The following is a 25,700-nucleotide window of genomic DNA, read 5'->3' on the forward strand; positions in this document are numbered from 1 at the left end:
CACCACCTCCGACCTGGACGATCTGCTGGCCAGACTCGACCGACACTCTCTCGACCGACAGGAAGAATCCTCCACCGCACCGACTGCTTGATCAACCCCCGAAGGACTTCGCGCGTCGACCACTTAGGGAGGGTCGCGGGGGACATGAGCTACTCCAAGAGGTGTGATGTGTAATGGCCTATTTCAGGCGCTGCGCAGACCTCGGGTCTCGAACACGGAAGACCATTCAGGGTGCTGCTCAAGCAGGAGTCGGACGTAGCGTGACCGGAAGTTGTTGTTCAGCTTCCATGCGTCGCCCCGGGTGGCCCTGCCGTACTCGTAGCGCAGGACCTCGAAAAGCATTCCGATGCCCACGCGCCGCAGGCCTCGGTCGACGCAGTCGGCAGTCATGGCTTCCAGCTTTCCGAGGATCCAGGGGTTGAGCTGATGGAACGCCTCGAAGCGGTCCTGGATGCTCAGCGGTTCGCCGGCCCGGTCCGGGTGGCGCAGCGGCGCCATCGGCAATTCGAGCTGCATGGAAGCCATGAGATTCCCCCTTTGATAAGTAGTGGCCTATTTCTACGTCACTCCGGTGCGGTGGATCAACCGCCCCGCCCTGCCTGTATCGCAATTCTACTACCCATGGAGGGGGTGTCAATGAGCGCCGCCGAAGCGCGACACCCGACCGCCGGTCAGGGTTGAGCGGCAGCCTGCGGATGCGCGACCGGACAAATGCCGCAATGCTGGGTCCGCCAACATCCGTAAGGAGAGTGCCGCCATGTCGATGCTCGACAAGCTCAAGGGCCTGCTCAAGGGCCACGAGGACACGGCCCGACAGGGCGTAGAGAAGGCCGGAGACGCGTTCGACGCGAAGACCGGCAACAAGTACCGGAGCCAGACCGACATGGTCCAGGAGAAGCTCAACGAGCAGCTCGGCACCAACAAGCCCGAAGGCCGCCCGCTGCAGGCATAAGAGTGCGGCAACCGCCCTCGGCGGCCCCCGAAGGGCCCGACGAGGGCGGCCGGTCGCAGTGAAGGAGCGGAGCCTAGCCCTCGGAGTCCTCCGCGACGGCCTTCATCCCGCGCGCCTTGAACGACGACCCAGGCCCCTCGTACGTACCGGCCCGCAGTCGCTCGGCGACGGACTCGTTCAGCTTCCACTCCCCGGGGCTGCGACGGGCCTCCGCCGAAACCGTCATCGTGTGCTCCGCGCCCGCGAGCACCGTATCCAGCAGCCACAGCGACGACCCCGACAGCGAGTAGTCCGGCGCCGGCAGCTGACCGCGCGTACTCGTCCGCGCCGCCTGGCTCACCTTCACCTGGCTCACGCCGAACAGCTCCGCGTACTCCTGCGCCCCCACCAGAGGCGGCAGCTCCGCGGCCTTCATCGGCTTCGACGTCGCGCCCTGCTCCTCGATCACCTTCTCCAGCAGGCCCTCATCCAGCTGCCGGCCGCGGCTCCCCGGCGGCAACGCCAAGTCGATCACGAACCCGCCCGGCCAGTACGGCTTGCCCGAGACGATCACCGCATCCCCGTACGAGAGCACCCCGCCGGGAACCCACCGGTCGCTCACGGCGGTGGGCGCGATGCCATACACCTTGGCGATCTCCTTGCGGCCCATTACCAGCGGCTTCGCCACGACAACCCCATCTCTCTCCCGAATCTGCCATAGCAGAATACGGGTAAAGGGGTGGGGTTGCACGCGGGCACCGGAAGCGTCCCCGCAGCGCCATTAGACTGGGACCACACTTTCCAAGAGGTGTACGGAACACCCCCGCCCATCGGCCGATGCTCGGGGGTGTCTCTGTGTCCGCGCACTTTCAACTGCGCCACCGCGGCGCCGGAGTACTGGACGTATCCTCCTCTGCCCGTTTCCGCGGTCCGGCTGGGACCGGCTACGAGGCTTCGTGCTCCAGGTAGCAGGCGGTCCCTGTGCGCCGCGCGTTGGCCGCAGCAGACAGCCGCCGATAGCTGACCGCACTCATCACCGGCTCCCATTCCGTCAGGGAGAGGACCTTCAACTCGCTGTGCTCCCAGGGGTCGAGCCGGATACTGCCGATCTGCTCGTCCGTGAGCTGCCCGCCATCGAACACGAACCCGATCTTATTGAGGGTCCAGGTGCCCAACGGGGGAAGGAAGTGCATCGCCAAGAGCTTCGGCTCGCCACCGATCGTGAGACCGGTCTCCTCGAGAGCCTCACGGCGCGCGCACTGCCAGGGAGTCTCGCCGGCGTCCACGTTGCCGCCAGGCCACTGCCAGACTTCAGGGCTCCGGGCCGCACGTAGCTGCATCGGCCGGTCCTCCTCGTCGGTGACGAAGAAGCACACGTACGTGGTCGCCTTCGGGAGCGTGGCGATGTACTGGGCGGGCGGCAGCCAGGGTCCGCTCATGCCCGCCCCTGCTTCAGGTCCCACTTCGCCACGTGGTCGGACAGGATCGTCGCGGCCTGCGGGGACGTCGCCCGCAGCGCGATCATCCCCGCCGTGATGAGGTCACACAGCTCGTGCTGGAACTCCTCCATGCTGCTGTAGGCGCCCTTCCGCGGGTTCGCCCCGAGGACCCCCATCAGGGCCTGGGCCGCCTCGCCGGCCTCCTCCTGGACCTTCAGCATCAGCAGCGGCAGCAGCGGCTGACCGATCTTCTCGCCGTGCGTGCGCATCCGGTCGTGGACAGCTTGGATCTGCGCCCATACGCGGGGCTTGCCTACGCGGAGGTGTCCTTCGAGCTGGCGGACGTAGTCGGCGATGTGCGGGGCGACCTTCATGGACGGGACGTCGGCGAACGGGACGAACTTCAAGTCCTGCCCTTCGCCGCACACCAGCTCGTCAGGGTCGCCTTCCCAGATCGCGTGGAAGTAGGCGACGGTGCCGCTGTCGGCGGGGTGGGGGACCTGATCGAAGGGGAGGAGCCCTTCGATGTCGAGGGCAGTCTCCTCGCGGAGTTCCCTCCGGGCGTTGTCGTACGGGCTCTCGCCGGCCTCGCGGTGGCCGCCGGGGGCGACCCAGTGGCCCGGCCAGCGGCTGCCGTCGTTCTCCTCGCGGTGCTGGAGGAGGATCTCGCCGCGCAGGCTGGTGATGAAGACGGCGGCGCTGGTGAAGTCGGTCATGCGGTGATCTCCTTCGGTGGGGTCAGGGTGCCTGTAGACAGCCCGCAGGTGCAGCGGGTGGCCGTCCTCGTTAGTGAAGAAGACGGCCCCGAACGCGCTGGCCTGCGAGCGTGGCGATGTACTCCTCCGGAGGGAGCCAGACGTTCGTCACGATGCCTCCGAGGAGACTGCGTCGTCGAAGGTCGCCTGCTGAGGCAGGAAGCGGCTCGACTTCGTAGCGATCTGCTGGGCGAAGTAGTCGGCGGCGTCCGGGCGCATCCGCGCGAGCGCGACCAGAGCCGTGATCGCGGTGTCCGCCACTTCACCGTGCACGTCCTCCCACGAATGTGATTGACCCTTCCTGGGGTTGGTGCCGCGGACGCCGACCACGGCCTGGGCCGCCTCCCCAAACTCCTCGCCGATCTTGAGGACCTGCAAGGTCCACTGCTCCTCGATGGACAAAGCCCGCGCGGTGTCGCTGGCTTCAAACGTGACGGCAAGCTCGGTGATCGTCTTCCACAGGTTGTCCATGCGTTCCTCGTCTCGTACGGGGGCGGGGTGTTCAGGGACGGCGGTGCCGGCCGTGGCCAGCGCGCAACGGCGCCGGGGAGAACCCCGGCAACTCAACAGCCTCGGCGGGAGCGGTGGGATCGAGAAGCCTTCGGGCGGCGGCGTAGCCCTCAGCGAGCATGACGGGCACCCACTGATATCCGTCCCACTCGACGATCAAGCGCGGAACACCGGGGTCGACGTGCCCGGCCCGCTGGGGGCCCGCGCTCAGAGTGAGTGCTTTGCGCGTCCCCGGCGGCCGCAGCCGGTGCTCCCGGCGTGCAGCCCATCGATGCAGCGGCTCGTCCGTCGGCTCGTTGATGTGGGTGGCCATCGTGATCGTCCTTACTTGTGCTCGGTGCGGGGCGCGGGCAAGCCGCGGTCGTGCTGGAGATCCCACAACTCCCGGAACAGCCCGTCCTGCTGGCTCAGCTCCGAGAACGTGCCCTGCTGGATGATGCGGCCGTGATCAAGAACGACGATCCGGTCCGCGATGGCCACGTTCTCCAGGCGGTGGGTGACGAGAACGACGGCCCGGTCCCGGGCAAGCTCACGAAGACCGGTGAAAATCCGGTGCTCGGCGCGCGGATCGAGGGCGCTCGTCGGCTCATCCATCACCAGGAGCCCGGCGGGGCGGTGGAAAGCCCGCGCGATCGCCAGGCGCTGCCACTGCCCGCCGGACAGTTCGACGCCGCCGAAGTACTCGCGGGCCAGGAGGGTGTCCAGGCCGCTACGCAGCTCGGCGAGGACATCGTGGGCGCCGGACTGCTCGGCAGCGCGCAGGACGGCCTCGTCGCCGCCCCGGGGCTGGCCCAGCGTGATGTTCTCGCGGCAGGTCAGCGGCCAATGCGCGAAGTTCTGCGGGACGACCGCGGTGTGCTGCCAGACGCTGTACGCGTCGAAGTTCCGGATGTCGGTTCCATCCCAGGTCAGCGATCCGCTGTCCGCCAGGTTGAGGCCCGAGAGGATCTTGCCCAGGGTGGTCTTCCCGGATCCGTTCTCTCCGACCAGTGCCAGGACCTCGCCGCGCCGTACCTCCAGGGTCACCTTCTCCAAAGCCGGAGTGTCGGAAGCCGGATAGGTGAAGGTGACCTCGTCGGCACGGACAACGGCCGGGCTGGTCGCGGACTTCGTTCCCCGGCTGATGCGGTAGCCGCCAGCCGTCTCCGTGAACTCGACCCAGTCGTCGAAGTACAGGCCCGTGCGGAACAGCTGAGTGCCGTAGCCGACCATGCCGCGCAGCGAACTGCCGACGGACCGCAACGCGAAAACGGCGGTCCCCGCGGAGGCGATCGTCATGTGCCCGGAGGCCAGGAGACCGGCCAGGGCACCCCACATCAAGGCGGAGGCCAAGCCGGCGGCGAGTGAACCCATGAAGGCGTACCGGGCGCCCAGGTGAATCGCTGTGTCGGTGGTGGCATCCACACGGGCGCCGATCGCCCGGTAGCGGGCGAGCAGGAACTCAGCCATCGTCCCGGAGCGCAGCTGATCGGCGGTCTCCTTGTCCGCGATGTACCAGCGCAGATGGCCCAGGGTCCGGCGCTCAGCTGCCATGGAGCGGCCGGCCTCGTAGTGGACGCGGGCCGCCTTCATGCCCGCGACGCCCTGGGGAAGGACTGCCAGCACAAGGAGGGGGAGAAGTAGGGGGTGGAGGATCGCTACGACACCGGCGGCCGCGATCAGGGAGGCCACGCAGGACATGAGCTGCTGGGACTCGGTGATGAGGTCGCGGGCGACGTCCGCCCCGCGGTCGGCGTTCTCCCAGGAATCGTTGAAGCCGGGGTTGTCGTAGGCGGCGAGCTCCGCGTTGACGGCCGCGTGCAGCATCTCCAACTCCGCTTCGCGGGAGATGCGTGGCGAGAGCCGGTTGGAGACGTTGACGATGGCGATCCCAGCAGCGTCCGCACCGCTGCGGCGCCGGCGAGGAAGCAGATGGAAGGCAACGCCTGGTGGAGACGGCCGGTGATATCCCCGGAGGAGACGAGCGCGGTGATGGTGCTGGTCGTCGCGAACAGACCAACGGCCTCGAGAACGGCGGAGAGGGCCTGGCAGGCCAGGAGGGCGGTCACGGCACGGCGATCGACGCGCCACCCGAGACGGAGCCCGCGGCGCACCAGTTGGGGCAGGCGGCGCGTCATCGCCCACGTGGTCATAGGGCGGCCTTCGAGGGCCGCCAAGGTCCCGGACCGGAAGCGGTACTCCTCCACGGGTGGTAGGGCGGGTTTCTCGGTCTCCTGGTCTGTCACATCGGCTCCCGTCGTCTGCTGCTGCCTGTCAAAGTGCCGAAGCCGCCCCCACGTGGGAGCGGCTTCGGGAACGATCCACTCGATCGGGGACGGCCCGGAGTCAGCTGGTCTGTGGGACGAACCGGTCAGGAGTGTCGAGCCACGCCGTGTGCGTGCCGTCCGGGCTGATGGTCATCCCGAACCGCTCCGGACCGGGCCAGCCGGCCGCGTCCCACCAGCGGTAGGCGGCCGTCACCTCGCTCCACAGGCGCCGAGGCCCGTACTCCCACACGGTGTACCGCTCGTCCCTCGTGCCGTCACAGTCGACGGCCGCCCAGGAAGTGGCGTCCGTGGTGGCCAGCCACAGCCGGGTGACGACCCCTTCCACGTCCGGGTTGTGGTGCCAGGTGTGCCACACGTTGCCCAGCTGCAGGCCGACCGCGAACTGGGCGGCCATGTCGTCACCGGCCACGGCCTGCGGCGGCAGACGGGTGGACGACTCGTCCGGGACGTGGTCCTCGCGCACCACATCCCGGTAGATCCGCAGATCCGTACGCTGCCCGCGCATCAGCATGAACGCCGAGTACGGGAAGAAGGACCCGCAGGCCGTCCCGTGGCCGTCGACGGTCAGACGCAAGAGGCCGTAGCAGAGCCACGGCGACTCCCACGCGGTCAGGACCAGCCCGCCCGGCTTCGTCTGGGCGATCCAGGCCGGCGGGATGGTGCGAACCGAGCACGTCGACTGCACCCGGTCGAACGGGCCTCCGTCCTCGTGGCCGAGGGCACCGTCACCGCAGACCACCCGCGGCGCCACTCCCGCCTCCTTCAGCCGGTTGGCGGCCAGTGCGGCCAAGACTGGGTCGACCTCGATGCTGGTCACCGACCCCGAGCGGACGCGGTGGGCCAGCAGGCCGGCGTTCCAGCCTGTGCCGGTACCGATCTCCAGCACGTTGTGCTCGGCGGACACGTCCAGCATGTCGAGCATGCGGAACACGATGGACGGCGCGGACGCCGAGCAGGACGCCCACCGCTCACCGTCCCCAGGGTCCTGGCCGTCGTTGATCTGGGTGACGATCGCGTCGTCCTCGTAGGCGTGCCCAAGCCAGTCCTTCGCGGAGTCCTGCCGGGAGCACTCTTCCAGGTCATCACCCACCCACACCGTGTCGGGCAGGAACGCGTGCCGGGGCAGCGCCCAGAACGCTTCCTCCCAAACTGGCGCGATCGGGGCCCCGAGGTCCTCGTTCACCGCCGCGAGCAGGCCGCGCATCGCGGACCGTCCGTCCACCTGGTTCGTCGGCATGCCGGTGCCTACTTCCCCTTGTGCTTCGGCTCGGGCTTCGGCTGCTTGGTGTCCGAAGACGGCTTCGCGGTCCCCGGGTCCTTGTTCCCCGAGTGCTTTCCGTCGCCGCCACTGCCGCCCTTGCCAGTGCCCCAAGCCATGGAGACCTCCTGTGGTCGATGCCGCGTAGATGAGAAATGTGCTGCCCCCGGGGGAGGTGTCAGGCGTGGTCGCGGATCCAGTGCGCCAGCGTGTAGGCCGCATCCGCCGGGCAGCCGCCCAGGTTCACGAATCCGACGCCGTTCACGTTCGCTTCCGCGCGCAACGACGGCAGCGCGATGCCGATGGCCTCCAGAGCCTCACCGAGTTCTCGCGCCGCGTTCAGCGCGATGATGTCGGCGGCCGAGGCGGTTTCGGTGTTCGCGAAGGACATGAGCATCACCACGTTCTCGTTGCTGTGCGTGCGGGGGTGGTGACAGCGTCAGGAGGGAGAGGGGTGTGGGGCAAGAAACTTGCACCTGCTTGCAACCGGTCATTCCAGTGCGTTGATCGCATCGGTGAGCAACGTGCGAGCCGCCTTCCCGTACACGGCCATCCGGGCGAGTTCGGCGAAGATCCTTGTGTACGTGCCCACTTCGCTCGGCTGCGTCAGCGTCACCTCGGCCGAGGCCAGTTCGATCAGGACGCGATCCTCATCGAAGATCCAGAAGCCTTCGTTGGGCCACATGATCCGCTCGGCACCCATCGGGATCACCCCGAGGCTGACCTGCTGCCACAGGGAGACGGTCATCAGGTGCCCGAGCTGGGCGGCCATGGTCTCGGTGTCCCCGAAGACGGCCCGCAACGCGCTCTCCTCAACGACGATGCCGAACTGGCGGCCGGCGTCCCGCAGGACGGCCGCCTTGCGGACCGCGCGCACCTGGGCGGCCTGCTCGGCGTCATCGGGGATGCCCCAGAAGTCGATGATCCGCCCCATCAGCGCCGCAGCGTAGGCGGGGGTCTGGAGCAGACCCGGAATGACGCCCGGCTCGTAGATCCGAAAGTGCCGGGTGCGCTCATACAACGGCAGGGCGGCCTCCTGCACCGGCGCGATGCCGTTGCCGAACAACCGCTTCCACTCCACGTACATCTCTTCGATGCTGCTCGCGGCCGCCAACAGATCCTGGTAGTCCTGCGGGGCCCCGCTGTGCTCGGCGTAGACGCGCAGATCATCCTCGCTCGGCGAGGTGACGCCGTGCTCGATCCGCGACACCTTCGACTCGCTCCAGCCGGCACGGGCCGCGAAAGCCCGTGCCGTCCTGAAGCCTCCCGCTCGCCGTAGATCACGCAGACGCACCCCGAGGCTGCGACGGGCCTCCTCCACGGCGGGGAACGACGACGCGGCCACAGCAGATCGCGCTAGGTCGGCTTGTAATCAGCGTGCGGGACGGCCCGCTCCCACACCGCCTCGAACGCATTGGAACAGAGATCCAGCACCTTCGGGTCCCGGGTCAGCTCCATGTAGTCGGGGGCCGGTTCGCCATCCCCGGTGTGGTGCAGAACGAGCACGGTCTCGTTGTCGAAGACCCAGAAGTCGTTGCCCGGGAACGCGATGTCCGTCGCCCTGCGCCGGGGAAGCCAGCGAATCTGCTCACCGGCCGCCACGTTCGCGTCAGAGATGAAGTGCTCCCAGCGGATGTAGTCCGACTCGGGTACGGAGAAGACCCGGGCCCGCCGTACGGCCACCCCGCGAGCGGTGGCCTCGCGCACCCACGTCAGCCACAGCTGGAACTCCGGATCGTCAGCGAGCAGGTCCTCGCGTGATCCGGCCTTCCAGGCGTCGATTGTGGGTTCGGCCATGTAGCCGTCGCGCATCTCCAGGTGAACGGCCGACGTGCGGGCCTCGCCGAGGAGCTGCTCAAACGTCGGTGCCGCGGTCACGATCCTCCTTCTCGAAGAACTGGACCATCCGCCGCGGGATCTCCACCACGCTCTCGTGGTCGGGCAGGTCGAGCTGCTTCAGCCGGACATCGTCGCTAACGATCCACCCCTGGACGAGATAGGTGTCCTTCTCCTCGTCGAGGTAGACCGTCGGACTGCCTCCGGTCTTGCTTTCCGGGTCCTTGCCAAGCTTGCGCAGAGCCATGATGCCCTCCCGCTCGGGTGCTGACGGAATCCTTGAATGAAATCCTTGCACCGAACTCCCATGCCATGCACGGAACTTGCACAGACTTGCAGGGCGCGGCGTCTCGACCGAAAACGGACATGGGTAGGCCCCGCCGCCCGGCGAGAGCGAGCGCGGCCTACCGATCCGCTTCGCCTGGGACCTACGAGGTCGGAACGGCGGCCAGCTCGCGGGCGACCGCTTCGAGCCCGAGGGAGTTGGCGCCCTTGATCAGGACCACGTCACCCGGCCGCAGTACACGCCGGATCTCCTCGATCAGTGGCACCTCCGGGTCGACATTCGACCTCGACGCCTTCAGACCGGCGTCCGTCATGACCATCAGCATCCGCTCCATGTGCGTACTGCCGATACCGAGCACCTCGGCCGGACGCAGACGAACCACATGCTCGGCCACCTGGTCGTGCCAGGCGGCCGCTTCATCGCCCAGCTCGGCCATCTCCCCGAGCACCGCGACCTTCCGGCGGGTCGGGCCCGCGATGTCACCGAGAGCGGCCAGCGCGGCGAGCACGGATTCGGGGCTGGCGTTGAAGGCGTCGTTGATGACCGTGACCCCATCTTCGCGAGTGGTGACTTCCATCCGGCCGCCGCTGGAGATCTCAGCCTGCCGTAGCCCCTGCGCGATGCGGTCCGCGGGGATGCCCGCGGCAACGGCCGTGGCCGCCGCCGCGAGCGCGTTGAGGACGTTGTGACGGCCGTGGACCCGCAACTCGATGCGCCTGCGGTCCTTGCCGTGGACGAGGACGAAGTGGGGGCGCCCGTCGTGCTGCACTCCCACCTGCTCGGCGCGGATGTCGCAGTGCTCGCCGAAGCCGAAGGTGATCACGGCGGCGTCGGTGGCCCCGGCCATCGCAGACACGAGGGGGTCGTCACCGTTGAGGACGGCGGTGCCGTGGGCGGGCAAGGCCCGGACGATCTCGGCCTTCGCCTGGGCGGTGACCTCCCGGGACCCGAACTCCCCGATGTGCGCGGAGCCCACCCCCAGCACGGTGGAGATCGTGGGACGGGCGATGTCGCACAGGCTGTCGATGTGGCCCAGGCCCCGCGCCCCCATCTCCAGCAGCAGGTAGCGGCTGCCTGTCTCGACCCTGGAGACGGTGACGGGGAAGCCGAGCTCGTTGTTGAACGACCGGGGTGTGGCCACGGTCGGGCCGTCCAGTTCCAGGATGGACGTCAGAAGGTCCTTGGTGCTGGTCTTGCCCGCCGACCCGGTCAGCCCGATCACCGTGCCTGTGAACTCGGAGGCGACGCGGGCCGCGATCTGGCCCATCGCTCCCAGGACGTCGGGGACCACGATCGCGGGAGCATCGACAGGGTTGGCCGCGAGTACGGCGACCGCTCCGGCTGCCACCGCCTGGGCGGTGAAGTCATGTCCGTCGACGGACTTGCCGGCCAGGCAACAGAACAGGCTGCCGGGGGTGATGTCGCGCGAGTCGAAGACCAGCGGCCCGGTGATCAACCTGTCGGGATCGGCGCCACCGGAGAGCCGGCCTTCGGTGGCGAGTGCGGCGGAGGCCAGAGAGAGGGGGATCACGTTGCTCCTACTGTGCGTGGCCCAGTACGACCCCCCGGCCGGCGAAGAACCGGGCGAGGTCGGCCCTGGGAACCTGATGGAACTGCTGCGATTGCTCCGGGAACCCGGAGGGGTTGTGAATGGTGACGTAATCGGGGCCAGAGCCCACGGCGAGGACCAGGTGGCCGCCGCGCCGCTCCGGGCGGGGATCGAGGGTGCGGATTGTCTTGTGCACCGACAGCAGCACCAGGCGCCCCCGCGAGATCTCGGCATCGACCTCCTCGACGGAGAGCTGCGGACGGGCTTCTGCGAACAGGCCCCATTGGGACGCCACCCAGGTGGCGAACGGTGCGTAGATCAGCCCTTGGACCTGGTCGCCGTCGCGCACATACGCTCCGGCGGCCAGAGCCTCGTGGACCAGCGGCACCGACGGGGGCACAGGCTGCCCGAAGAACCCCAGCGTCATCCGCAGGCACGCCATGCCGCACAGGCGCGGCGCCCAGAAGGCGTACTCCTCCGCGCTGTCGGCACCGGAGGACTCCCACAGCGGATCAGCGGACGCGGCCGTGGTGCCCGCGACGAACTCGGGCACCAGGCTGGCGGACTCCCACTGCGAGAAGTAGGGAACATGATGGGTCGTGGCAGCAGTCATGCCCCCACTCTGCCGCCGTCAGGGAACGTACGAGACCTTCGTGAATGCCGTGTCCAGCACCGCCTTGATCAGCTCGACGTACGAGACGCCCGCTGCAGCGGCCATCGTCGCCAGGTTCCCGGCCTCGCTGAGCCCAGGCACCGTGTTCACCTCCAGCACCGGGCATCGCCCGTCCGGGGCGATCAGGAAGTCCACCCGGCTCACACCGTGCGCCTGGACCAGCCGGTGCACCCGCAGCGCGGTCTCCTCCACCCGCTGCTGCACGTCCTCCGGCAGCTCGGCCGGGCAGGTTTCGCGGCGAAGCCCCCGGTCGTGCTTGGCCTCGTAGTCGTAGAAGTCGCGGTCTGTCTCGAAGGTCAGCAGCGGAAGTACGACCAGGCCGCCCTGGTCGAGGATGCCCACCGTGCAGGGGATACCGTCGATGTACTCCTCGACCATGTACTCGGCGTACGGCTGATCGCGTCGTGCCCGCAGCAGCCCCGACAGTTCGTCCGCGTCGTGGGCGATGCCGGCGCCGAGGCTCCCCCCGCCACCCGCGGGCTTCACGAACACGGGGTAGCCGAGGTTCAGTTCCACTGTCGTCAGGGTGCTCTCCACCGAGTGCTCCGCCAGCACCGTGATGGACTTGGGGGTGTCGATGTTCAGGGCCGCCAACAGGGTCTTGAACGTCGGCTTGTGCATGCCGAGCGCGCTGGCCAGGACTCCGGACCCGGTGTACGGGATCCCGAGGTGCTCCAGGAGGCCCTGAATCTTGCCGTCCTCGCCGCCCAGCCCGTGGCAGGCGAGCAAGGCGACGTCGATGCGCTCCCGCAGGCTGGCGCCGAGTTCGCGGATGTCGCCGAGGTCGATCATCACCGCCTTCATGCCGGCGCCCGAAAGGGCCTTGAAAGCGGCCTCCGCGCTCGCGATGGATCCGGGGCGTTCGGGCGAGTCGCCGCCGTAGAGAACGCCGATCCGGCCCCGGTAGTTGGAGTTGTCAGACATGTACGCTCCTCGTGATTGGGGTGCTGCTCCGATCGGAGGCGTCCCGGCCCGGTGCCGTGCCCGCGTACGCGGTGGAAGGCTGAGCGGGCCGCATACCCGCGCCGGGACGCCGTAGATGCCCCACGAAGGGGCTGACCTTTAGTTGTTCTGTTGGCCTGCGCTGAGGTACCCCATCGCCCATGCGCGCTTGATCGCGTACGCGGGCCGGTCCGCAGCATCGAGGGCGGCCAGTAGGTCGCCGTATGTCTCGCGCAGGCGCCATTGCGTCCAGGACACCTCGCTCTCCATGTCCACGAGCGTCATCCCGGTGGACAGGAAGCCGAGCACCCGCACCTGGTCGTCGGTCAGGGGCACCGGCGGTTCCGTGTTGGGCATGGGTAGTTGCCCGGAGGCGTACGCCTGATGGACCAGAGCAGTGGTCCGCACAGAGCCGGTCTTCAGCCGCGCGAACTTCAGCCTGGACTGGACTGCCCCGGCGCTCACGGACAGGCGACGAGCTATCGCCTCGATTTTCAGCCCTTCGGCGGCCAGACCCACCGTCTGGACTTCGCGGTCCGTCAGCCCGATCTGCCCAGAGGGACGCACCATGCCCGTCATGCCGCTGCCCTACCGAGGCTGAGAGGCCGACGGGACGGGATGACCTTGCCATCGGGCAGCAGCTGCCCGTTGTCTTCGAACGTGAGTACGCCATTACATAGAAGGTTCCACCCCTGTTCGGGGTGCGCGGAAACGATCCGCGCCTCCCCTCGGCTACTGTCCTCGACCCCCGGACACGGAGGGGAATGGCGACAGAGCGGGGGCGGGAGCTGATCCACAAGAACGCCTTTCTGGCTGGGGCGGCCCGGGGGCCGCGGGGGAACGAGAGATCGGCGCGGGCGCGTCGTACCCGCGTCGCGGGGCGGTGTCACGCGGCGAGGGGCAGCAGGCGCACGGCAACCCAGACGACGACATACCCCGAGTAGAGGGCCATCGCGCACGAGGTGCCTGGTCCGAACCCTGAGCGGTCCAGGATCCGGAAGGGGTGTCGGGCCGCGACCCGGAGCCGGGGAAACCTCGGCTCCGTTGCGTGCCAGCCCATTTGGGGCCGAGAAGCGCCGTCGGGAGGCGGACCGGTGACGCGACATGTCACGCCTCCGGGGTCAGGCCGTCTTTCGACCGCGGATGCCTTCGATAGGTGGACCACGTGCCGGGCCCGTTGATCGGCCGATCCCCTCCGGCCTGGGGTTCATCCGGCTGGGTGAAGTGGGGCATCGGCTGGAGGTCCTGCGCTCTGGACCATGCGCTCAGGGGGCTGCGGACCTCAAGCCGTTCTGAGGGTGCGACGGCCGGTAAGCCGTCGTTGGACATCTCAAACACGCTGTCTCTCCTTGGAGATGGGGAAGGTGCACCACGTGCTGGTGCCGTCCTGGCTGAACCCCAAGTTCCCGCCGGCACTGCGGACCGCCTGGATGATGATCCGCATCCCTCGCCCCCTTTCGGAGGAGGAGTCCGCCGTGCGGACCTGCGGCTGCTGCGGGTTGCCGTCGCCAACGGACAGTCGGAGGCGACCGTCGTCCACACCGAGCTGGAACGTGATGGTGGAGCCCCGCCCGTAGCGCAGAGCGTTCGTCACGAGCTCGGAAACCACCAGCTCCATCCACTCGACCAGGTCTTCTTGGTCGGCCAGTCGGAGCCACGCCTTGCACAGGCGGCGGGCGCGTCGCGGGAACATGGCGTCCACGTCGTCCACGTCAGTCGAACCCGTGCGTCTGCCGGACACCTTGAATTCAAGGGTCAGGGGGCTCGGGAACAGTCGGCCCGCTGATGTCGGGCCTTCGTCGGGGGTCTCGTGAAACGGCATGCCGCACCTCGTCTCGGTCGGTCGCGGTTCCGGGCGGCATGCGGTCCTGGGGTTCTTGGGGCACGCCACACGCCGAGGTCACGTTGAGTCCAATTACTCGAACCCAACGTGCTCAACGGGGATCAGCATGGCAGCGCAACGACTACCGTGGAAGTGTTCTCGCAGAATTCTGCGGACCGAGTTTTGTCATCGAACTACCGTGCGCAGCAACGGAGTTGCGTCATTTGCTCGAACGTTCCGCGAAAAGCGGCAATGTGCATTGCGCAGCTCGAATCTTCGCCGTCAGACTGTGGGGGACATGTAGGGGAGGGTGATCGTGAACGACCTCAGCCACTCGACGGCTGGTTCAGGGGGCTCGGAGGGGCCCGTCATCGAGTCCGCGTCCCCCGCGCTATGCCGTCTCCAACTCGGCGTGGAACTCCGCGCGGCCCGCATCGCAGCCAACATGACCGGCGCCGAAGTCGCGCGGCACTTCTCGTGGGCCCCATCGAAGCTCACGCGGCTCGAGACCGCGGACAACGGGATTGTCGAACCCGCGGACGTCGCGGCCCTGTGCGCGCTCTACGGTGTCGGCAAGGACCAGGCTGCTGAGCTCGGCGGCTATGCGACGGTCACCAAGACCAAGAAGGACTGGTGGCAGCGGCAGGATGTGCGAGACGTCAGCCAGCCCGGTTTCAAGGCCTACCTGGGACTCGAAGGCCTCGCGCGTCAAGTCGTCAATCTGGAGCTCGAATTCGTGCCTGGGCTGCTTCAGACGGAAGAGTACGTCCGCGTCATCATGTCCCGAGGCAGCGAGGGCCTACCCGCAGGCCAGCTGGACCTTCGAGTAGCTGTCCGAATGACCCGGCAGGAGGTGCTGCGACGAAGTGCGCCGACGGAGTTCACGGCCTTCCTCAGCGAGGCCGTCCTGCGACGGCAGGTCGGCGGCCGGGAGGTGATGCGCGCCCAACTCGCGCACATCGCCGAGGTCGCCGAGAACCTGCCGAACGTGAAGGTCCAGGTGATCCCGTTCGATCGCGGCGCCCATGCAGGAATGAACGGCAGCTTCACCTACCTGAAGCTGCCCCAGCCGCTGAAGCCGATCGTCTACCTGGAGAGCCTGGGTGGCGCAGGCGTCTCGCGGCGAGATGAGGAGGTCCGGAAGTACGAAGCGGCCATCCGAGACTTGCAAGCCATAGCTCCGGGATACGAGGAATCCCTGGAGATGATCAAGAAAGCCAGTAAGGAGATTTGATGTCCCACCGAGCCGACCAGCTGCACGTCAACTGGTACTCGTCCAGCTACAGCAACGACCAGGGCGGCCAGTGCGTCCAGGGAGGCCGCTGCGACAACGGCGACATGGCCGTCAGGGACTCCAAGGTCCCGGACGGCAACGCCTTCCGCTTCGGACCTCAGGCGTGGCAGTCCTTCATCAACACCATGAAGCCCGCCGGCTGATTCCCACGGCCCGACCCGTGACCGGGGCCGTCCTCCTCAAAACAGGTGAGGAGGACGGCCCCGTTCAACTCTGGACTGCCTTCTGGCTCGCGGCAACTGCCCTACAACCTCCCGGCTGACGACGCCCGGGAAACCCAGAGGTGACATATGAAGATCGCGCTCATCGACTCCGGAATCGGGCTCCTCGCGGCAGCAGCCGCCATCCGACGCTTACGACCGGACGCCGACCTGATCCTCTCCTCCGACCCTGACGGAATGCCCTGGGGACCACGAAGCACCCCCGATCTCCGGCAACGAGTCCTAGCAGCCGTCCGAGCTGCGGCCGCGCACAACCCCGATGCCCTGGTCATCGCCTGCAACACCGCCACGGTGCATGCACTGGCCGCAGTCAAGGCCATGCTCGAACCGGGGATCCCCGTCATCGGCACCGTCCCTGCCGTCAAGACCGCCGCCGCATCCGGGGGACCCGTCGCGATCTGGGCCACCCCGGCGACCACCGGCAGCAGCTACCAGAAGGCCCTCATCCGCGAGCACGCAGCCGGACTCCCGGTCACCGAGATCGCCTGCCCTGGACTCGCAGACGCAGTCCAGCACGCTGACCCAACCGCCATCGACGAAGCGGTGGCCGACGCCTCCCGGCGAACCCCGCCCGGCGTCACCGACGTAGTCCTCGGCTGCACCCACTACGAACTCGTCGCCGCCCAGATCCAGAGTGCTCTGCACCGCCCATCCCTCATCACCCCCGTGCTGCGCGGATCGGCCGACGCGGTTGCCGCACAAGCCCTTCGCCGCCTCACGGAAGCCGCGAAGGGAAGCGGCCTCTTGACCGTGCTGCTCAGCGGCCGAGAGGCGCAGCTCCCCGCCGCCGCCCTCGCCTACCCTGCCGGCCGCTACGTGTCAGCACCGGCCGTCGCCTGAACGGCGGCGAGCCCCCGGATTCCCGGGGGCTCGCCGTGATCAGTCGTCCACGATGGTCAGCTGTCCGCTGCCCTGTTCCGTCTTCGGGGGCGGACCGCTGCGGTACAGCCAGTCCGGCAGCAGATTGTGCACGACGGGCAGCGCCATGACTCGGGTCACGGCTGCGGCCACCACCAGGGCGACGGCGACGCCCGCAGCGGTCTGCGGAATGCCCGCCGCGTCCACGATCAGAGGGAAGCCAGCCGCTAGACCCAGCAGCGTCTGGAACACCGTACGGATCGTTCTCTGGTTCGCATCGGAAGCGGTGCGCGACTGGGTCACTTCGGTACCTTCAGCTTCTGGCCGGGGCGGATCACGTAGGGGGACAGGATGTTGTTCTCGCGCGCCAGGGCGAGCCAGTTCACGCCGAGCTGCTGTCCGATGCCGGACAGGGTGTCGCCGCCGCGGACGGTGTAGACACTGCCGCCACCGCTGGGGCTGCCGGAGAGGCGACCGGAGATGCGCTGGCGCAGCCCGGACATGGTGAAGCCCTTCGGATCGACCTTGCCGGGCTGCCACTCCAGATGGCCGATGACGCTGGCCGCACCCCACTTGTGGGCTCGGCATAGAGCTGCCGACACGCGCTCAATCGCATCGAGCTGGACCGCCGGCCACGGGTCTTTGCCGTCGCCCAGGTTCTCGCACTCGAAACCGTAGAAGCGCGAATTACCATCCTGGTCAGCTTCGTTCGCATCCGGGAGCGCCCGCTCCGCGACCACAGCGTCCAGGACGTCGGAGTCACCCGCCCCGGCATGATTCGCCCGCCCATAGCCGACGAGGTGAACGGTGCCATCCTTGGCGATCACGCCATGGCACAACGGGCCCGGCAGGCCGCTGTATCCGTCCTCGCAGATCCGGACAGTGTTCCCGGTCCCTTCAGTCACCGTGTGATGGATCATCACCCCGTTTAGCGGCCCCCACGAACCCTTGTGGTTGCGGTTATGGGTTCGCCAGCCTGGGCGTTCAATGACGTTCACGCCTTCGGCGCGAAGCGCCGCCACGAATGCGTCAGCACTCAGTGGTGTTGCCATGCTTGACTCTCGGATTCTCCCCGCGCCCAAGATCAAATATGGTGGAGCAGCTACTACGACGTACCGCGCGAGACCAGCCACAGTTGCACGGCAATCAGCAGCAGCGGAGCGACGAAGGAACTCACCACCAGTCGCCGGGTGGCCGCAGCCTGCGCCTGGTCCTCCCGGCGCTGCTGATCGCCCCGCTCGGTGATCTGGTCGTGCTCACCGCGCAGGCCGGCGAGCGCAGCCTCCACCTGGCCGATCCGCTGCTCCGTCGCACGCTGATCAGCCCGGTACACATCCTGGGTGACCACCTGATCGAGACGAGCGGCGAGATGAGCAAGGTCTCCGCGAAGGTCCTCACGGAGCTGCGACACCGCACGGTGCAACTCCCACAACGTGGGCTCGGCGCTCGGCGGCACGGACACCTCTGATCACTCCCAACAGCCCCACGCCTGATCCGATCGTACGTGCGCGTGATGGACACTACGGGCACTATTGGGCCCTCCGCCTATCGCCTGCGCGGGCCGCTCCGAGGGGACAATCCTGCCCAACGTCATTGCTGTGATAGGCGTCGGCCTGTATAGCCTGTCTGCCGCCCACCTGTGCGCGCTCGGTCTGCCCGTTCGAGTCTTCGGCTCGCCCATCAAGACGTGGTCCGCGCCCATCTCCACGGGCACGATCTTGAGGTTGGCGCCCGCAGCCTCCTCCCCGTCCACACCTATGCCTGGCTACGGATTGGCCGACTTCCGCCGCAAGACCGGTGTGAGGGAGCTCAGCGGAAACTTCAGGTCTCCACCGACGGCGGCGGGCGCGTTAGGGCGCGGGAAGGATGCCGGTTGCGTCGGTGGACGGACCACAGGTGTCGGCGTAGGCGGTGCAGGCCATCGCGATGAAGGGAGTTGCGAGGGCAAGCGGCAGCCGTCGGCGGGCAGAGTGGTCTACTGACGGGTCCTTGCAGGTACGGGTAGGTGGCGTGCGGCGAGGCGGGCTATACCGCCTACGCAACCGCCTGCCTCGCCGTACGGTGACGCCCGCTATGCGGCCGGCGTGGGGGTGAGGGCGGCCAGAGCAGAGTCTAGGCGTTTGGTGGCGTCTGCCGCGACGGGCCGAAGGGCGTCCAAGCCGGTAAGGGTGACCATGGTGCCCGGGTCCAGGGCCTGGACGAGTGTGGTCTCGCCGTCGCGGCGGACGACGACGTTGCAGGGCAGGAACAGGCCGATGTTCCGGTCCGCCTCCAGGGCTTGGTGGGCCAGCGACGGGTTGCAGGCGCCCAAGATCAGGTAGTCCTCCATCTCGTGGCCGAGCTTGGCCTTCATGGTGGCGGTGACGTCGATCTCGGTGAGGACGCCGAAGCCCTGCTCGATGAGGGCTTCACGGACAGCGGTGACGGTGTCGTCGAAGCCTGAGCTCAGGCGGACGGTGCGGTCGTAGGACACGGCGGATGGCTCCTTCTTCGCGTGATGGCGCTGTGGTTTCTTGATACCCCACCGGGTACCCGTTGGGATGGAGGCGATGCCGCCTAGGGACGCAAAGACGCCCAGAAATACCCCGGGGGGTATCACTGTTACAGTGGAAACAAGATACCCCCCGGGGTAAACCGTTTCATGGGAAGGAGTCGATCCGTGTTCTTCGTGGACACTCTGGAGACCGAGGGACTGGGCAACCGCAGCTATCTGGCCGGAGGCCCGGAGACTGCGGTGGTCATCGACCCGCCGCGGGATGTGGAGCGGGTGGTGGCCGCTGCGGCCGGGCGGGGCGTTCGGATCGTGTACGTGGCCGAGACCCATGTGCACAACGACTATGTGAGCGGCGGGTTGGAGCTGGCCCGGCTGACCGGCGCGCAGTACCTCGTGCCGGCGGCGGCCCGCGTGTCCTTCGACCGCACCCCCATCTGCGACGGCGACACGGTCGGCGTCGACTCGGGCCTGGTCCTGCGGGCCCTGGCCACTCCCGGCCACACCCCGCACCACACGTCCTTCGTGGTCGTCGAGGACGGCCGGGAGGTGGCAGCGTTCACTGGCGGTTCCCTGTTGATCGGCAGCGTGGGGCGGCCTGACCTGGTCGAGCCGCGACTGACCGAGGGGCTGGCCCGAGCCCAGCACGCCTCTGCCCACCGGCTCGCGGCCGAATTGGACGATGCGGTGCAGGTGCTGCCGACCCACGGGTTCGGCAGCTTCTGCTCGTCCTCCCAGGCCGAGGGCGATGCCACCACCATCGGCAGGGAGCGCAAGACCAACGACGCGCTCACGATGGACGTGGACGCGTTCGTGGCGCGGATGCTGGCCGGACTGGAGGACGTGCCTGCCTACTACGCCCACATGGGCCCCCTGAACGCTGCCGGTCCCGCGACCGTGGACCTGACCCCGCCGAAGGCCGCCGAAGGCCGGGAGATCGCCGAGCGGCTTGCCGCCGGGGAGTGGGTGGTCGACCTCCGCAGTCGCACCGCCTTCTCTCAGGGGCATGTGGCGGGCACGTTCAACTTCGAGGCCGAGGGGAAACTCGCCACCTACCTCGCGTGGCTGATCCCGTGGGGCAAGCCTGTCACCCTGCTCGCCGAATCCGCCGCCCAGCTCGCCGACGCACAGCGGGAGCTGGTGCGGGTCGGTATCGACCGACCTGCGGCCGGGGCCACCGGCGACCCCGCCTCCTGGCTGAGCGAAGGTGATGTGCTGTGTTCCTTCCCGCGCGCCGACTTCGCCGCCCTAAGGAAGGCCCGGGACGCGGGCGAGGAGGTCGTGGTGCTGGATGTGCGCCGCGACTCCGAGCGCGCCGACGGATACGTGAAGGATTCGGTGCACATCCCTGTCCATGAACTGCGCGAGCGCACCGGCGAGGTGCCGGCGGGGATGGTGTGGGTGCACTGTGCCGGAGGCATGCGCGCGGCGATCGCCGCGTCGCTGCTCGACGCAGCGGGCCGTGATGTGGTCGCCGTCGACGACGGCTTCGACGCAGCCTTGAGCGCCGGCCTGACCGTCACCAGCGGCAGCTGAACCCGTACGCGCAGAAGGAGATGATGACGATGTTCCGCTTCCGACGCGGCCAACGCCGCCTCACCCCCGGCCAGGCCCGTGAGCGCACCGGCGACAGCAGCGCGGTACTGCTGGACGTCAGGGAGAGTCCGGAGTGGAAGTGCGGGCACGCGCCCGGGGCAATTCACCTGCCACTCTCCCGTCTGATCGCCGGCACCGCGCTGCCGCCCGAGGTGACCGGCAGACCGGTGGTGGCGATCTGTCGCTCCGGGCACCGTTCGCAGCAGGCCGCGAAACTGCTGGCCGAACGAGGCGTAGCCGCGCAGGACGTCAAGGGCGGCATGACCGCCTGGGCGGAGGAGGGGCTGCCGGTCGTCGACGAGCGCGGCTCGATAGCGTGAGCGCACTGATCCTGGCCCTCGTGGCGGGGGCCGTGGTCGGTCTTGCGCTCGGCGCGCTCGGGGGAGGCGGCAGCGTCCTCGCGGTCCCCGCCCTGATCTACCTGCTCGGCTTCACCCCGGTCGCGGCCGCCACCGCGAGCCTGCTCATCGTCACCGCCACTTCCTCCACTGCCCTTTACGCCCACGCCCGCGCCGGGAACGTGCGCTGGAAAGCCGGCTCGGCGTTCGCCCTGTCAGGGCTGATCCCCGCCGCACTGGCCGGGGCAGGGGCCACCCGGCTGCCGCAGGCGGTGCTGACCGCCGCGTTCGCCGGTATCGCGGCCCTTGCCGCGTTCAAGATGCTGCGTCCCGCACTTCAGAATGCTGGGCAGCAGGTGCGGCCGGTCAAGGCCGCTGCTACAGGGGCGGGGCTGGGGGCTTTGACTGGCCTGTTGGGCGTTGGCGGGGGCTTCCTCGCCGTGCCCGCCCTGGTCAGCGTGCTGGCTTTCGAGATGCAGGCAGCGGTCGGCACCAGCCTGCTGGTGATCACCGCCAACTCGATCGCCTCGCTCGCCACCCGCTCCGGCGGCGCGGCCGGCCTGGACTGGGCGGTGATCGCGCCGTTCACGGGTGCGGCGATCTTGGGCGCCTGGGATGGTAAACGCTTGGCGTCCACAGTGTCCGGTCCGCTGCTTCAGCGTCTGTTCGCCGCTGTGCTGCTGGCCGTTGCCGCTCTGATGCTGATTGACGTCTTCGTGTGACCGTTTCCGGCTGTCAGGCCAGGGAGAGGAACAGTTTCTCCAGCCGGGCCCGCATCTGGTCCCGGTCACCGGCCGCCTGGCCGCCGTCGGCCATGCAGTGTTGCAGCCCGGTCGCGATGATCGCGAAACCGGCCCTGTCCAGGGCACGGGAGACCGCCGCGAGCTGCGTGATCACGTCCTCGCAGTCCCGGCCTTCCTCGATCATCTTGATGATCCCGGCGATCTGGCCCTGAGCCCGCCGGAGCCGGTTCAGTACCGACTTCAGCTCATCGGCCGCCATGTCAAGCTCCACGCTTCCACCTCCGTAAATACCCCTAGGGGTATCATACCGGGTTCGGACAGCCGTTCCCGGAACTGCGAAAGGACGACCCAGCATGACCACCCCCACCGCCGTGCTCCCCTCCCAGGCCGCCCACCGCCCGGACCACTACACCGTCATCGACGTCCGCACCCCCGGCGAATACGCCGCAGGTCACGTCCCCGGCGCTCACAACATCCCCCTAGACCACCTACGCACTGCCCTGCCCGCTCTCAAGGCCGCAGGCTCCCGGGGCGACCTCCTGGTGGTTTGCACCTCCGGAAACCGCTCCACCACCGCCTGCGCCGAACTCGCCGCCGCAGACATCCCCGCCGCCTCCCTCACCGGCGGCACCAGCGCCTGGGCCCAGCAGGGCCACACCCTCCACCACCCCGAAGGCACCTCAAGCGCATGGTCGATGGAGCGCCAGGTGCGGCTCGCCGCCGGATCCCTGGTCGTCCTCGGCTTCGCCGCCGGCGCCCGCTACCGCCCCGCCCGCTGGCTTGCCGCCGCCATCGGCGCCGGCCTCGTCTTCTCCGCCACGACCAACACCTGCGGCATGGCCGCCGTCCTCGGCAAGCTCCCCCACAATCAGCCGCGCCCCGCCGACCTGGACGCCACCCTGGCGGCCCTTCAGGGCTAACAGTGCAGGCCGCCCTCCACGCCGACCGCCACCGGACCGGGGGCGGAGGTGGACGTTCCCGGCTTCTTGCCTCGACTTCGCGGGGTAGATGTGGGAGCCGCACGTGTGGAGGTCTCAGGCCCGCAGGTCCGCCGGAGGGGGTGTGGTCGTCCAGTACGGCGCGGGCATGGCCGTGCGACAGGCGGGCGAAGGTCGCGGGACGCCTGCGGATTGCGTAGGCGACGAAGCCGAACCCACAGGAGTCCGGCCCCCGCGTCTAGGCTGACCAGCGGATCATCCGGAGGTGGAGGGGACAGTCGTGGTGGAAGAGGACAAGCTGGCGGACGCGCAGCGGACTCACTGGCAGAGCACTTACAGCGCCCACCCGGGCATGTACGGCGAGCAGCCGTCCGCCCCGGCGGTCCACGCCGCGGCGGCGTTCCGGACGGCCGGCGTGAAGGACGTGCTGGAGCTCGGCGCCGGGCACGGCCGCGATGCCCTGTACTTCGCCCGCGAGGGGTTCGCCGTCCATGCCACCGACTTCAGCCCGGTCGGCCTAGCGCAGTTGCAAGCCGCTGCCCGCGTCCAGGGGGTCGATCAGCGGGTGAGCACCGCGGTGCATGACGTCCGCGAGCCGCTGCCGATGCCCGACGGATCCGTGGATGCGGTGTTCGCGCACATGCTGCTGTGCATGGCCCTGTCCACGAACGAAATGCACGCGCTGGTGGGTGAGATCCGCCGCGCGCTGCGTCCGGGCGGGGTCTTCGTCTACACCGTCCGGCACGTCGGCGACGCCCACTGCGGGGCCGGCACCGCGCACGGCGATGGCATCTACGAGCACGGCGGCTTCGCCGTGCACTTCTTCCCTCGCGATCTGGTCGATGCCCTCGCCGACGGCTGGACCCTGAGCGAGGTTCACACCTTCGAGGAGGGCGACTTGCCCCGCCGCCTGTGGCGCGTCACTCAGACTTTGCCCCGCTGACCGATACGGCGGCTTGGGCTGGCCTCAGCCCTTTCAGGTGCTCTCCTCCATCGGACAGCACGCACCATCCACTCCGGCCCTCACGCCACCGCACGCGGACCACCCGGCCACGCCGTCCTGGGTCGCCACACCGCGCCAGCGCCACCGAACCGCAGACCGGTAGCGGTCAGTCGTGTGGAGCCTCTCCGCTGACCCGGTGGTCGGCGTGACTCAACGCCTCCTGGACCAGGCGGCGCAGGTGCCCGTCCCGCAGCCGGTAGTGCACGTACCGGCCTTCCCGGCGGGTCTCGACCAGGCCGGCCAGGCGGAGTTTGGCCAGGTGTTGGCTGACAGCGGTCCGGGAGGCAGTGCACTGCTCGGCGAGGGAGCCGACGTCGGACTCCTCCTGGGCGAGCAGCCACAACAGGTGCAGCCGGGTCGCGTCCGAGAGCATGGCGAAGACCTCAGCAGCCTCGGCCAGGCGGGCACCGTCGGGTGCACGCAGATGCGCGACCTGTGCAGATGGGACTGATTCGCTATCGGACATAGGGACAGAGTAGGTCTGCGACCTCCGGGAACCGCAGCGCCGGACCCCTTCCGCCATCATGTGCACACATGTGCACATGATGTGTAAGCTGGAGCGGTCAGCCTGTCCGCCCGGCGAAGGATGCCCGCATGCTGTCCGTATTGCGCAACCGCACCTACCGGCGCCTTTTCACCGCCCAGGTCATCGCCCTGGTCGGCACTGGCCTGGCCACCGTCGCGCTGGGGCTGCTCGCATACGACATCGCGGGAGCCCAGGCCGGATCGGTGCTCGGCACCGCGCTGGCCATCAAGATGGTGGCGTACGTGGCTATCGCGCCGGCGATCGGCGCGATAGCCGACCGCATCCCGCGCCGGGCCCTGATGGTAGGCGCCGACCTGACGCGGGCGGCCGCCGCCCTGATGCTGCCGTTCGTCAGCCAGGTCTGGCAGGTCTACGTCCTGATCTTCGCCCTCCAGGCCGCCTCTGCTGCGTTCACCCCGACCTTCCAGGCCGTCATCCCCGATGTCTTGCCGAAGGAGCGCGACTACACCCAGGCCTTGTCGATGTCCCGGCTCGCCTACGACCTGGAAAGCCTGTTCAGTCCGGCGCTGGCCGCCGCCCTCCTGGCCTTCATGAGCTACAACTGGCTCTTCCTCGGCACCGTCGGCGGCTTCCTCGCCTCCGCCGCCCTCGTCGTCTCTGCCGTGCTGCCCAAGCGGGTCCCGGCGCCGAAGTGGGAGGGCGGCGCCTACGCGAAGGCCACTGCGGGAAGCCGCCTGTTCCTCGCCACGCCCCGGCTGCGCGCCCTGCTGGTCCTGAACCTCGCGGTCGCCGCCGCGAGCGCGATGGTCACCGTCAACACCGTCGTCTACGTACGCGACCATCTTGCCCGCTCCACCGGCGACGTCGCCCTGGCTCTCGGCTGCTACGGCGCGGGCTCGATGATCGTCGCCCTGATCCTGCCCCGGGTCCTCGACAAGGTCGCCGACCGGACGGTCATGCTCCGAGGCGCCCTGCTCCTTTCCTTGGTCTTCGCCGCTCTGGGCGGGGTCACCGCTGCCGGGGGCGGCGGGTGGCGGTGGCCCGCGCTGCTCGGGACGTGGGCGGCGTTCGGGGCGGCGTGCTCGATGGTTCTGACCCCGACGGGCCGTCTCATCCGGCGCTCGGCGCCGCCCGAGGAGCGGACCTCCGCCTTCGCCGCGCAGTTCTCCCTGTCCCACGCGTGCTGGCTGCTGACCTACCCGCTGGCCGGCTGGCTGGGCGCGGAGGCAGGACTCCAGGCCGCCGTCATCGCGCTCGGCGCCATCGCCTTCACGGCGGCGCTAACCGCCGTACGGCTGTGGCCCTCCAGCGATGCGGACGAGAAGCCGCACGTCCACAGCGATCTGACGGCCGACCACCCGCACCTGGCGGGCGCGGCCGAGGTGTTCGGGGGCTGGAGTCACAGCCACCACACCGCCCCCGATCCTCTGCACCGCGAGCTGGTGCACTCCGCCCCCTGACGG

At 68.7% G+C, this 25,700-nt stretch carries 35 protein-coding genes; 10 read left to right on the forward strand and 25 right to left on the reverse strand.

Going from position 1 to position 25,700, the window contains the following annotated elements; translation table 11 throughout:
• Window positions 1–183: 183 nt before the first annotated feature.
• On the reverse strand, window positions 184–525 hold the full coding sequence (locus tag QMF80_RS20365; RefSeq protein ID WP_283455338.1) for a hypothetical protein: 342 nt from the start codon (window positions 523–525) through the stop codon (window positions 184–186).
• Window positions 526–757: 232 nt separating this feature from the next.
• Between QMF80_RS20365 and QMF80_RS20370 the strand changes: the two genes are divergently transcribed.
• The gene (locus tag QMF80_RS20370) at window positions 758–952 is read left to right on the forward strand and encodes an antitoxin (RefSeq protein ID WP_283455339.1); all 195 of its coding nucleotides are present in this window, start codon (window positions 758–760) and stop codon (window positions 950–952) included.
• A 73-nt stretch (window positions 953–1,025) separates the two neighbouring features.
• Here QMF80_RS20370 and QMF80_RS20375 read toward each other — a convergent pair whose 3' ends face one another.
• The 18 genes from QMF80_RS20375 to QMF80_RS20460 form a co-directional block, all read right to left on the reverse strand.
• Entirely contained in the window at window positions 1,026–1,619 is a 594-nt protein-coding gene (locus QMF80_RS20375; RefSeq protein WP_283455340.1) for a hypothetical protein, read from the reverse strand.
• Between the two features lie 256 nt (window positions 1,620–1,875).
• A complete protein-coding gene (locus QMF80_RS20380; protein WP_283455341.1) occupies window positions 1,876–2,370 on the reverse strand; it encodes an NUDIX domain-containing protein in 495 nt (164 codons plus the stop codon).
• Complete coding sequence (locus QMF80_RS20385) at window positions 2,367–3,086, reverse strand: NUDIX domain-containing protein (RefSeq protein WP_283455342.1); 720 nt, start codon at window positions 3,084–3,086, stop codon at window positions 2,367–2,369. The genes QMF80_RS20380 and QMF80_RS20385 overlap by 4 nt, the downstream gene beginning before the upstream one ends.
• A gap of 147 nt (window positions 3,087–3,233) precedes the next feature.
• Entirely contained in the window at window positions 3,234–3,596 is a 363-nt protein-coding gene (locus QMF80_RS20390; protein ID WP_283455343.1) for a MazG-like family protein, read from the reverse strand.
• A 31-nt stretch (window positions 3,597–3,627) separates the two neighbouring features.
• Entirely contained in the window at window positions 3,628–3,948 is a 321-nt protein-coding gene (locus QMF80_RS20395) for a DUF6087 family protein (RefSeq protein ID WP_283455344.1), read from the reverse strand.
• A gap of 11 nt (window positions 3,949–3,959) precedes the next feature.
• Entirely contained in the window at window positions 3,960–5,441 is a 1,482-nt protein-coding gene (locus QMF80_RS20400; RefSeq protein ID WP_283455345.1) for an ABC transporter ATP-binding protein, read from the reverse strand.
• A 519-nt stretch (window positions 5,442–5,960) separates the two neighbouring features.
• On the reverse strand, window positions 5,961–7,139 hold the full coding sequence (locus QMF80_RS20405) for a methyltransferase domain-containing protein (RefSeq protein WP_283455346.1): 1,179 nt from the start codon (window positions 7,137–7,139) through the stop codon (window positions 5,961–5,963).
• Window positions 7,140–7,147: 8 nt separating this feature from the next.
• Window positions 7,148–7,279 carry a hypothetical protein gene (locus tag QMF80_RS20410; RefSeq protein ID WP_267797844.1) on the reverse strand — a complete coding sequence of 44 codons (132 nt, stop codon included), beginning with the start codon at window positions 7,277–7,279 and terminating at the stop codon, window positions 7,148–7,150.
• Between the two features lie 59 nt (window positions 7,280–7,338).
• Window positions 7,339–7,551 carry a hypothetical protein gene (locus tag QMF80_RS20415; RefSeq protein ID WP_283455350.1) on the reverse strand — a complete coding sequence of 71 codons (213 nt, stop codon included), beginning with the start codon at window positions 7,549–7,551 and terminating at the stop codon, window positions 7,339–7,341.
• 99 nt (window positions 7,552–7,650) lie between these two features.
• On the reverse strand, window positions 7,651–8,505 hold the full coding sequence (locus QMF80_RS20420) for a helix-turn-helix domain-containing protein (protein WP_283455352.1): 855 nt from the start codon (window positions 8,503–8,505) through the stop codon (window positions 7,651–7,653).
• Window positions 8,506–8,516: 11 nt separating this feature from the next.
• Window positions 8,517–9,038 (reverse strand): DUF6879 family protein, encoded by a 522-nt coding sequence (locus QMF80_RS20425; RefSeq protein ID WP_283455354.1) that lies wholly within the window; start codon window positions 9,036–9,038, stop codon window positions 8,517–8,519.
• Window positions 9,016–9,243, reverse strand: a complete 228-nt coding sequence (locus tag QMF80_RS20430; protein WP_283455356.1) for a hypothetical protein — start codon at window positions 9,241–9,243, stop codon at window positions 9,016–9,018. The genes QMF80_RS20425 and QMF80_RS20430 overlap by 23 nt, the downstream gene beginning before the upstream one ends.
• A gap of 181 nt (window positions 9,244–9,424) precedes the next feature.
• Window positions 9,425–10,813: a UDP-N-acetylmuramoyl-tripeptide--D-alanyl-D-alanine ligase gene (locus QMF80_RS20435; RefSeq protein WP_283455358.1), complete on the reverse strand. Its 1,389-nt coding sequence runs from the start codon at window positions 10,811–10,813 to the stop codon at window positions 9,425–9,427.
• A gap of 7 nt (window positions 10,814–10,820) precedes the next feature.
• Entirely contained in the window at window positions 10,821–11,444 is a 624-nt protein-coding gene (locus tag QMF80_RS20440) for a cysteine peptidase family C39 domain-containing protein (RefSeq protein ID WP_283455360.1), read from the reverse strand.
• Between the two features lie 18 nt (window positions 11,445–11,462).
• Window positions 11,463–12,428 carry a D-alanine--D-alanine ligase family protein gene (locus QMF80_RS20445; RefSeq protein WP_283455362.1) on the reverse strand — a complete coding sequence of 322 codons (966 nt, stop codon included), beginning with the start codon at window positions 12,426–12,428 and terminating at the stop codon, window positions 11,463–11,465.
• A 138-nt stretch (window positions 12,429–12,566) separates the two neighbouring features.
• Complete coding sequence (locus QMF80_RS20450) at window positions 12,567–13,025, reverse strand: helix-turn-helix transcriptional regulator (RefSeq protein ID WP_283455364.1); 459 nt, start codon at window positions 13,023–13,025, stop codon at window positions 12,567–12,569.
• On the reverse strand, window positions 13,022–13,243 hold the full coding sequence (locus QMF80_RS20455; protein WP_283455366.1) for a DUF5999 family protein: 222 nt from the start codon (window positions 13,241–13,243) through the stop codon (window positions 13,022–13,024). The genes QMF80_RS20450 and QMF80_RS20455 overlap by 4 nt, the downstream gene beginning before the upstream one ends.
• 533 nt (window positions 13,244–13,776) lie before the next feature.
• Window positions 13,777–14,157 carry an ATP-binding protein gene (locus QMF80_RS20460; RefSeq protein WP_283455368.1) on the reverse strand — a complete coding sequence of 127 codons (381 nt, stop codon included), beginning with the start codon at window positions 14,155–14,157 and terminating at the stop codon, window positions 13,777–13,779.
• A 427-nt stretch (window positions 14,158–14,584) separates the two neighbouring features.
• Between QMF80_RS20460 and QMF80_RS20465 the strand changes: the two genes are divergently transcribed.
• From QMF80_RS20465 to QMF80_RS20475, 3 genes are all read left to right on the forward strand, one after another.
• Window positions 14,585–15,502, forward strand: coding sequence for a helix-turn-helix domain-containing protein (locus tag QMF80_RS20465; protein ID WP_283455370.1), 918 nt, complete (start codon window positions 14,585–14,587; stop codon window positions 15,500–15,502).
• The gene (locus QMF80_RS20470; RefSeq protein WP_283455372.1) at window positions 15,502–15,705 is read left to right on the forward strand and encodes a DUF397 domain-containing protein; all 204 of its coding nucleotides are present in this window, start codon (window positions 15,502–15,504) and stop codon (window positions 15,703–15,705) included. Before QMF80_RS20465 ends, QMF80_RS20470 begins: the two co-directional genes overlap by 1 nt.
• Window positions 15,706–15,852: 147 nt before the next feature.
• Window positions 15,853–16,623 (forward strand): glutamate racemase, encoded by a 771-nt coding sequence (locus QMF80_RS20475; protein ID WP_283455374.1) that lies wholly within the window; start codon window positions 15,853–15,855, stop codon window positions 16,621–16,623.
• A gap of 39 nt (window positions 16,624–16,662) precedes the next feature.
• Here QMF80_RS20475 and QMF80_RS20480 read toward each other — a convergent pair whose 3' ends face one another.
• The 4 genes from QMF80_RS20480 to QMF80_RS20495 all read right to left on the reverse strand — a co-directional run bounded on the left by QMF80_RS20480 (window position 16,663) and on the right by QMF80_RS20495 (window position 19,114).
• Complete coding sequence (locus QMF80_RS20480) at window positions 16,663–16,893, reverse strand: hypothetical protein (protein WP_502962889.1); 231 nt, start codon at window positions 16,891–16,893, stop codon at window positions 16,663–16,665.
• A gap of 47 nt (window positions 16,894–16,940) precedes the next feature.
• Entirely contained in the window at window positions 16,941–17,693 is a 753-nt protein-coding gene (locus QMF80_RS20485) for an N-acetylmuramoyl-L-alanine amidase (RefSeq protein WP_283455378.1), read from the reverse strand.
• A 53-nt stretch (window positions 17,694–17,746) separates the two neighbouring features.
• Window positions 17,747–18,103 carry a hypothetical protein gene (locus tag QMF80_RS20490; protein ID WP_283455380.1) on the reverse strand — a complete coding sequence of 119 codons (357 nt, stop codon included), beginning with the start codon at window positions 18,101–18,103 and terminating at the stop codon, window positions 17,747–17,749.
• 609 nt (window positions 18,104–18,712) lie between these two features.
• The gene (locus QMF80_RS20495; protein WP_283455382.1) at window positions 18,713–19,114 is read right to left on the reverse strand and encodes a DUF302 domain-containing protein; all 402 of its coding nucleotides are present in this window, start codon (window positions 19,112–19,114) and stop codon (window positions 18,713–18,715) included.
• A gap of 186 nt (window positions 19,115–19,300) precedes the next feature.
• On the opposite strand from QMF80_RS20495, the gene QMF80_RS20500 reads away from it, so the two are divergent.
• Genes QMF80_RS20500 through QMF80_RS20510 form a run of 3 tightly spaced genes read left to right on the forward strand, consistent with a single transcriptional unit; the run spans window position 19,301 to window position 21,788 of the window.
• Window positions 19,301–20,668: an MBL fold metallo-hydrolase gene (locus QMF80_RS20500; protein WP_283455384.1), complete on the forward strand. Its 1,368-nt coding sequence runs from the start codon at window positions 19,301–19,303 to the stop codon at window positions 20,666–20,668.
• 29 nt (window positions 20,669–20,697) lie between these two features.
• A complete protein-coding gene (locus QMF80_RS20505; protein ID WP_283455385.1) occupies window positions 20,698–21,048 on the forward strand; it encodes a rhodanese-like domain-containing protein in 351 nt (116 codons plus the stop codon).
• Entirely contained in the window at window positions 21,045–21,788 is a 744-nt protein-coding gene (locus tag QMF80_RS20510) for a sulfite exporter TauE/SafE family protein (protein ID WP_283455388.1), read from the forward strand. The genes QMF80_RS20505 and QMF80_RS20510 overlap by 4 nt, the downstream gene beginning before the upstream one ends.
• Window positions 21,789–21,801: 13 nt before the next feature.
• Here the strand turns inward: QMF80_RS20510 and QMF80_RS20515 are convergent, their stop codons facing one another.
• Window positions 21,802–22,080 (reverse strand): metal-sensitive transcriptional regulator, encoded by a 279-nt coding sequence (locus QMF80_RS20515; RefSeq protein WP_283455389.1) that lies wholly within the window; start codon window positions 22,078–22,080, stop codon window positions 21,802–21,804.
• A gap of 82 nt (window positions 22,081–22,162) precedes the next feature.
• Here QMF80_RS20515 and QMF80_RS20520 point away from each other — a divergent pair, with 82 nt between their 5' ends.
• On the forward strand, window positions 22,163–22,729 hold the full coding sequence (locus QMF80_RS20520; protein ID WP_283455391.1) for a rhodanese-like domain-containing protein: 567 nt from the start codon (window positions 22,163–22,165) through the stop codon (window positions 22,727–22,729).
• 298 nt (window positions 22,730–23,027) lie between these two features.
• Complete coding sequence (locus QMF80_RS20525; RefSeq protein WP_283455393.1) at window positions 23,028–23,690, forward strand: class I SAM-dependent methyltransferase; 663 nt, start codon at window positions 23,028–23,030, stop codon at window positions 23,688–23,690.
• Between the two features lie 166 nt (window positions 23,691–23,856).
• Here QMF80_RS20525 and QMF80_RS20530 read toward each other — a convergent pair whose 3' ends face one another.
• Entirely contained in the window at window positions 23,857–24,216 is a 360-nt protein-coding gene (locus tag QMF80_RS20530) for an ArsR/SmtB family transcription factor (RefSeq protein ID WP_283455395.1), read from the reverse strand.
• 128 nt (window positions 24,217–24,344) lie between these two features.
• Here QMF80_RS20530 and QMF80_RS20535 point away from each other — a divergent pair, with 128 nt between their 5' ends.
• The gene (locus tag QMF80_RS20535; protein WP_283455397.1) at window positions 24,345–25,697 is read left to right on the forward strand and encodes an MFS transporter; all 1,353 of its coding nucleotides are present in this window, start codon (window positions 24,345–24,347) and stop codon (window positions 25,695–25,697) included.
• Window positions 25,698–25,700: the final 3 nt, after the last annotated feature.

This window comes from Streptomyces sp. G-G2 (genome assembly GCF_030063135.1).
Classification (GTDB): domain Bacteria; phylum Actinomycetota; class Actinomycetes; order Streptomycetales; family Streptomycetaceae; genus Streptomyces.

What these genes read in the sequence shown, in the direction of transcription:
- QMF80_RS20365 (WP_283455338.1), bottom strand. Translation starts at nt 525, where the DNA reads ATGGCTTCCATGCAGCTCGAATTGCCGATGGCGCCGCTGCGCCACCCG.
- QMF80_RS20370 (WP_283455339.1), top strand. Translation starts at nt 758, where the DNA reads ATGTCGATGCTCGACAAGCTCAAGGGCCTGCTCAAGGGCCACGAGGAC.
- QMF80_RS20380 (WP_283455341.1), bottom strand. Translation starts at nt 2,370, where the DNA reads ATGAGCGGACCCTGGCTGCCGCCCGCCCAGTACATCGCCACGCTCCCG.
- QMF80_RS20385 (WP_283455342.1), bottom strand. Translation starts at nt 3,086, where the DNA reads ATGACCGACTTCACCAGCGCCGCCGTCTTCATCACCAGCCTGCGCGGC.
- QMF80_RS20390 (WP_283455343.1), bottom strand. Translation starts at nt 3,596, where the DNA reads ATGGACAACCTGTGGAAGACGATCACCGAGCTTGCCGTCACGTTTGAA.
- QMF80_RS20395 (WP_283455344.1), bottom strand. Translation starts at nt 3,948, where the DNA reads ATGGCCACCCACATCAACGAGCCGACGGACGAGCCGCTGCATCGATGG.
- QMF80_RS20400 (WP_283455345.1), bottom strand. Translation starts at nt 5,441, where the DNA reads ATGCTGCACGCGGCCGTCAACGCGGAGCTCGCCGCCTACGACAACCCC.
- QMF80_RS20405 (WP_283455346.1), bottom strand. Translation starts at nt 7,139, where the DNA reads ATGCCGACGAACCAGGTGGACGGACGGTCCGCGATGCGCGGCCTGCTC.
- QMF80_RS20410 (WP_267797844.1), bottom strand. Translation starts at nt 7,279, where the DNA reads ATGGCTTGGGGCACTGGCAAGGGCGGCAGTGGCGGCGACGGAAAGCAC.
- QMF80_RS20415 (WP_283455350.1), bottom strand. Translation starts at nt 7,551, where the DNA reads ATGTCCTTCGCGAACACCGAAACCGCCTCGGCCGCCGACATCATCGCG.
- QMF80_RS20430 (WP_283455356.1), bottom strand. Translation starts at nt 9,243, where the DNA reads ATGGCTCTGCGCAAGCTTGGCAAGGACCCGGAAAGCAAGACCGGAGGC.
- QMF80_RS20440 (WP_283455360.1), bottom strand. Translation starts at nt 11,444, where the DNA reads ATGACTGCTGCCACGACCCATCATGTTCCCTACTTCTCGCAGTGGGAG.
- QMF80_RS20445 (WP_283455362.1), bottom strand. Translation starts at nt 12,428, where the DNA reads ATGTCTGACAACTCCAACTACCGGGGCCGGATCGGCGTTCTCTACGGC.
- QMF80_RS20450 (WP_283455364.1), bottom strand. Translation starts at nt 13,025, where the DNA reads ATGACGGGCATGGTGCGTCCCTCTGGGCAGATCGGGCTGACGGACCGC.
- QMF80_RS20470 (WP_283455372.1), top strand. Translation starts at nt 15,502, where the DNA reads ATGTCCCACCGAGCCGACCAGCTGCACGTCAACTGGTACTCGTCCAGC.
- QMF80_RS20475 (WP_283455374.1), top strand. Translation starts at nt 15,853, where the DNA reads ATGAAGATCGCGCTCATCGACTCCGGAATCGGGCTCCTCGCGGCAGCA.
- QMF80_RS20485 (WP_283455378.1), bottom strand. Translation starts at nt 17,693, where the DNA reads ATGGCAACACCACTGAGTGCTGACGCATTCGTGGCGGCGCTTCGCGCC.
- QMF80_RS20505 (WP_283455385.1), top strand. Translation starts at nt 20,698, where the DNA reads ATGTTCCGCTTCCGACGCGGCCAACGCCGCCTCACCCCCGGCCAGGCC.
- QMF80_RS20520 (WP_283455391.1), top strand. Translation starts at nt 22,163, where the DNA reads ATGACCACCCCCACCGCCGTGCTCCCCTCCCAGGCCGCCCACCGCCCG.
- QMF80_RS20530 (WP_283455395.1), bottom strand. Translation starts at nt 24,216, where the DNA reads ATGTCCGATAGCGAATCAGTCCCATCTGCACAGGTCGCGCATCTGCGT.
- QMF80_RS20535 (WP_283455397.1), top strand. Translation starts at nt 24,345, where the DNA reads ATGCTGTCCGTATTGCGCAACCGCACCTACCGGCGCCTTTTCACCGCC.